4 protein-coding genes are annotated in these 5,470 nt (G+C 51.4%); 3 read left to right on the top strand and 1 reads right to left on the bottom strand.

Annotation, left to right across the window (positions count from 1 at the left end):
- A partial coding sequence (locus tag TJ79_RS05065) for an RCC1 domain-containing protein (RefSeq protein WP_238322805.1) occupies positions 1-2,099 on the bottom strand: 2,099 nt, incomplete at its 3' end.
- Between the two features lie 492 nt (positions 2,100-2,591).
- Here TJ79_RS05065 and TJ79_RS05060 point away from each other — a divergent pair.
- The 3 genes from TJ79_RS05060 to TJ79_RS05050 are packed head-to-tail and all read left to right on the top strand — an operon-like array spanning position 2,592 to position 5,348.
- Entirely contained in the window at positions 2,592-3,644 is a 1,053-nt protein-coding gene (locus TJ79_RS05060) for a LacI family DNA-binding transcriptional regulator (RefSeq protein ID WP_040949214.1), read from the top strand.
- Complete coding sequence (locus tag TJ79_RS05055; RefSeq protein ID WP_040949213.1) at positions 3,644-4,528, top strand: carbohydrate ABC transporter permease; 885 nt, start codon at positions 3,644-3,646, stop codon at positions 4,526-4,528. The genes TJ79_RS05060 and TJ79_RS05055 overlap by 1 nt, the downstream gene beginning before the upstream one ends.
- A complete protein-coding gene (locus tag TJ79_RS05050) occupies positions 4,518-5,348 on the top strand; it encodes a carbohydrate ABC transporter permease (RefSeq protein ID WP_040949212.1) in 831 nt (276 codons plus the stop codon). The genes TJ79_RS05055 and TJ79_RS05050 overlap by 11 nt, the downstream gene beginning before the upstream one ends.
- Positions 5,349-5,470 lie beyond the last annotated feature (122 nt).

Here is a 5,470-nt window from a genome sequence, read left to right as displayed (position 1 = left end):
GTAACCGTTACTTGGGTAGAGACGTTCTTTTGCGAGGACTGGCTTCCGTTTATGCCGAAATGGATCTCAGGAGGAGTCGTGTCCTGGATAATTGCCGTACGCATTGCCGTAATTGTGTAGATTCTATCAACCGAGGAATCAGAAGCCACCATGATGCGGATTTGCTTCGTTGCTCCTGTCATATCTACTTCCACGGGAGTACCACTTGCTTGCGGTTGTTCATTTATATATAAGGTGTCATGCGAAGGATCTACGAGGGTTGCGGTGACATGCATTTTTGATAGCTTCGAGTTGGAGAGTGTATAGCTGGTGTTCGCAGGTTGGAAATCCGGAAGCAGAAGCCCTTCCTCAAGGGTAATTCCGCTTAATTCGTCACCATCCAGATCAGCGTTGTTGAACAAATCATCGCCCCAACGAATAACTGTGCCGTCGGATCTCAGAGCAAGAGAATAGGTGCCTGCCGCCGATACGGCAACGACATGATCTAGATTTACAGGAGGTTTGATTTGACCATAGTCACCCCATCCCCAAGCAACGATCGTTCCGTCCTTTTTCAAAGCCATAGAGTGGAACACTCCCTCATCAACGGCAACCACATCCTTGAGCCCATCAGGAACGGGAGAAGACATCGAACTTGAATTGCCCCAACTAACAACCGTACCATCTGATTTCAAGGCTAGCGAATGAAAGACTCCTGCGCTGATTGCAACGACTTTGTTCAACCCGCTGGGAACGTTTGTGTATTCGGGATTTCCCCAAGAAACAACGGTGCCATCGGATTTCAAAGCAAGAGAGAAGTTATAGCCTGCCGAAATGGCAATCACATGGTTCAAGCTAGATGGAACTTGTGTTTCACCGTACAAATTATATCCCCAAGCGATGACTGTGCCGTCAGCCTTTAATGCTAAAGCATGGGATAAACCGGCTGAAATGTCCACCACTCCAGATAATCCTGTTGGAGGATTCAGTTGCCCGATAACATTGGAATTGCCCCAGGTAATAACGGTACCATCGGACTTCAGGGCCATGGAAAAACTAACTCCTGCGGAAATGGTTGTCGCATCGTACAAATCAGCCGGCATGATTTGATCAACGAATACGTTTTGGATTTTCCCCATACCGATTACGGAGCCGTTTGCTTTTAATGCGAGGGAATATGTGTTTCCGGAACTGATCCAGGTTTTATGCTGCAAAGAAAATTCCGCGGGAATTTCGGTTTGCCCGGACCGGAATTCTCCCCAGGGAATGATTTTTCCATCTGTTCGAAGAGCGAAGGAATTGGCGCTGCCGCCAGCAATCATGACGACACCTGCCCGGAAATTCACATCACATGGGACGTTCGTTTGCCCGGACCGGTTATCTCCCCAGCCAACTATGGTGCCATCCGGTTTCAATGCTAAAGAATGGGAAGCACCTGCGGCGATGGCCGTCACTCCGCTTAAGTTCTTCGGCACATCCGTTTGGCCATAGGTGTCACTTCCCCAAGCAACGACGGTGCCGTCCGCTTTCAATGCCAGAGAGTGGTTCCACCCAGCGGCGATGGCGACAATCTCGCTTAATCCGGCTGGTACATCGGTTTGCCCCATTGTGTTATCACCCCAAGCGACGACGGTGCCATTGGACTTAAGGGCCAAGGAATGGGAGGCGCCTGCAGCGATTGCAATCGCATCTTTAAGATCAGCCGGCACATTGGTTTGCCCGCTGTTGTTGAGTCCCCAAGCGGCGACGGTGCCATTGGACCTGAGAGCAAGCGAATGGGAAGCGCCTGCGGCAATGGCCGTGACTCCGCTCAATCCCGCAGGGACATTGAGTTGGCCAAAGGAGTTCGCTCCCCATGCGGCAACGGTGCCATCCGCTTTCAGTGCGAGGGAGTGGAGCAAGCCTGCGGCAACGGCGATACCATGGGTCAGACCCGCAGGAACGTTGCTCTGCCCGAAAGTATTATCTCCCCAGGCGACGATGGTGCCATCGGATTCTAGCGCAAGGGCATGGGAATCGCCGACTGCGATCCTAATCGCTATGCCAGGGGATGCAGCTTGAGCGGATGAAGAGGAAGAGAAGGGGAAGGGGAATAGAAACGAGAGAATAAAGACGGTCACAAGTAGAAAAAGATAGCGATTTCTGTGTAGCCTGAGCATCGAATCCATACATGTTCACCCTCCAACAGAATGATTTTTAAACGAGGAGATGCGGATTGCAGGCTGGAACGGCGTTCATACGGCAGCTTATAGATACATATTGTATCATCAAAAATAAAGATCGTTAATGGAAATTAATGCGTGTAAGTGAGCGGATATGTTTGTTAATAGGAAAATAAAGTTTGTTAGAGGCAGAGAAAATGGACAGATGCAGCTGTGGATCAACCGTGAAGAACGGCTTGGACATGGCCTATTTGATCAACCGTAGAAATTTTACAGATATAAACCGCCTATCACGAGCCTGTCACTTAAACGTTTCACGTATAAAAACAGGATTATTTGAATAATGTGTGACAAAAGCATTGCGAAAGTAAGCTATTTCGGCTATAATTTGGTTAAACGTATAACTAAAATAACAGCTAACTCAAGTCACCGTTAAAAAGGATGAAAGCAATGAAGAAAGCCACGATCAAGGACGTAGCCAAAGCGGCAGGCGTATCGACAGCAGCAGTTTCTTATGTGTTGAACGGCAAGCACGACAAAGTATCGAAGGAGACGATTGAACGAGTCAATCAGGTGATCGGGGATCTCAATTACATTCCGGATTTTTCCGCCCGGAGCCTGGTGAAGAATCAGTCGAAGCTGATCGGGGTCGTCATTCCGCAGACGGAGAACTACCGTCAGCTGATTCTTGAAAACCCTTTCTACAGCGAAATCATCAGCGGGATTGAAGGAAAACTGCGCGAGAATGGCTACCATCTGATCCTGTCTGGCGTCAACAGAGGCGAGAGCTACCTGGATTTATCGATCCAGCGTAACCTCGATGGGGCGATTCTAATGGGCATTTACCCGGAGCAGTTTTACGAGGATCTCAAGCGGATCAAGATCCCGATTGTGCTGATCGACAGCTACATCAACGACAGCTATTTCAGACGAATCGGTATCGATGACGAATACGGCGGCTATCTGGCGACCCGACATCTGATTCAGGCGGGGCATACCAACATCGGGCTGATCACCGGCGCGATCCGTAAGGAAGGCGTGGTGGAGAAGCGGTTTCTTGGCTACAAGCGCGCGATTCGGGAAGCCAACTTTTTTTACAACCCGGATTATGTGTTCGAGGATTCGATGAGTTTCGAGCATGGGCTTGCGGCAGGCCGGGAGATTGCCGGCAAGCATCCCGAAATCACGGCGGTGTTCGCATCCGCTGACTTGGTGGCCTTCGGGGCGATCAAGGGGATTATGGAGCTGGGCAAAAAGGTTCCCGACGACATCTCCGTCATCGGCTTTGACGATATCTATATGGCGAAGATGTTCGTTCCGCCGCTCACGACGGTAAAGCAGGACATCACGGAAAAGGGCATCATGGCGGCGGAACAGGTCATCCGCCTGATTGAAAACGCGGAGGTCGAGTTGGCGGAGGAGATGCTGCTTCCGCTTCGGATCGTGGAGAGGCAGACGGTTAAAGCTTTAACCGAAACTGGTGCAGTTGGGAGAGGATCTTAATGGTCGGACAGAAGCGGTTGGCGAAGTTTGCGGTCATTTTTCTTTTTCTGCTTCCGAGCCTGGCGGGTCTCGTGCTGTTCCAGATCGTTCCCATGATCGCGTCGGCCGCGATCAGCTTCACAAACTGGGATATGCTGACCAAGGCGCACTTTATCGGCTGGGACAATTACCGGGAAGCGCTGCATGACGAGCGCTCCCTAACCTCCCTCGGTAATATCGTTCAGTTCATCGCCGGTTATTTGCCTTCCGTCATCATCCTCGGGATGCTCCTGGCCGTGCTGCTCAACCGGAAAATGCGTGGCGTCAAGCTGTACCGGGTGTTCGTGTTCGTGCCGGTCATCACCTCCTGGGTCGCCGTTTCCATCGTATGGCGTTGGCTGCTGAACGGGCAGAGCGGATTCGTCAATTACCTGCTCTCGCTGGTCGGCATTCATGGCCCCGTGTGGCTGCAAAGTTTCACCTGGGCGATGCCGGCCATTATCGCAGTGACCGTCTGGAAGGATATGGGGTACGTGACGATCATCCTGCTGGCCGGACTGCAGGAAATATCCGACGAGTATTATGAAGCGGCGCTCATCGACGGAGCGGGAAGCTTCCAGCGGTTCTTCCGGGTAACGCTGCCGCTTGTGACGCCAAGTCTGTTCTTCGTTCTCGTCATTTCGATGATCAACGGTTTCCAGCTGTTCGACCAGGTTATGGTCATGACGAACGGCGGACCGGCGGGACGCACCAGCACGCTGGTACAGCAAATTTATGAAAACGCTTTCCAAGGCAACAAAATGGGCTTTGCCTCCGCCCAGTCCTGGATCCTGTTCTTGATTATTTTCGCCGTGACGATCGTTCAGCAAAGCTTGCAGAAGAGGTGGGTCACGTATGAGAGATAGATTCGCCGTCTATCGAAATCTGCTCACGCACCTGATTTTGATCCTCGCGACGGTCATCCTGATCTTCCCGTTCGTCTGGATGCTGTCGGGCTCATTCAAGGATAGCCTCGAGGTTGTCCGCATGCCGCCCAACCTGATCCCCGAGCATTTTCGGTTCAGCAATTATACGGAAATCACCAAATATTTTCCCATCTATGTGTTTCTCCGCAACAGTATACTCGTTGGCATCGTCACAACGGCCGCGCAAATTCTGGTTTGCGCCATGGCGGCATTCATCTTCGCGAAGGTGCGGTTCAGGGGCAGGGAAGCCTTGTTCGTTCTGTACCTGATCACCCTGATGATTCCCATGCAGGTTACCATGACACCACTCTTTATCGTGTTCCAAAAACTGCACTTGATCAACACTTACACCGGCCTCATCCTCCCCGGCATCTTCAGCGCTTACGGAACCTTCCTCCTGAGACAGCACATCATGACCATTCCCGATCCGCTCCTGGAAGCCGCCTTCATGGATGGCGCCTCGCACTTTCGCGTGTTTTACAGCATCATCCTGCCGCTCAGCAAGCCGGCGATCGCCTCGCTGTCCATCTTCGCCTTCATGGCCTCCTGGAACAGCTTTCTGTGGCCGCTGATCATCACGAGCGACAAAAGCTTAATGACGCTGCCAATCGGTCTCAGCAAGCTTCAAGGCAGATGGGCGACCGAATGGAATATTTTGATGTCAGGCAATGTGGTGAGTTTTATTCCGATCCTGATTGTGTACTTGTTTGCATCCAAGTACTTCATTAAAGGGGTGACGATGAGCGGGGTAAAAGGGTAGGCCATGAGTGATTCAATGGGGTAGCGTAAATGGTTCAAAGACGTCCATGCCGCCTTGGGTGCTGCGAATGATGAAGAAGGTCTCCAAATTAGAAAGCGTTTTCAATTCGAAATGGCGTACAG

It is taken from the genome of Gorillibacterium massiliense, from assembly GCF_000455485.1.
GTDB lineage: Bacteria > Bacillota > Bacilli > Paenibacillales > NBRC-103111 > Gorillibacterium > Gorillibacterium massiliense.
The sequence above is the reverse complement of the archived record's forward strand: the minus strand, read 5'-3'. Positions and strand labels throughout refer to the sequence as shown.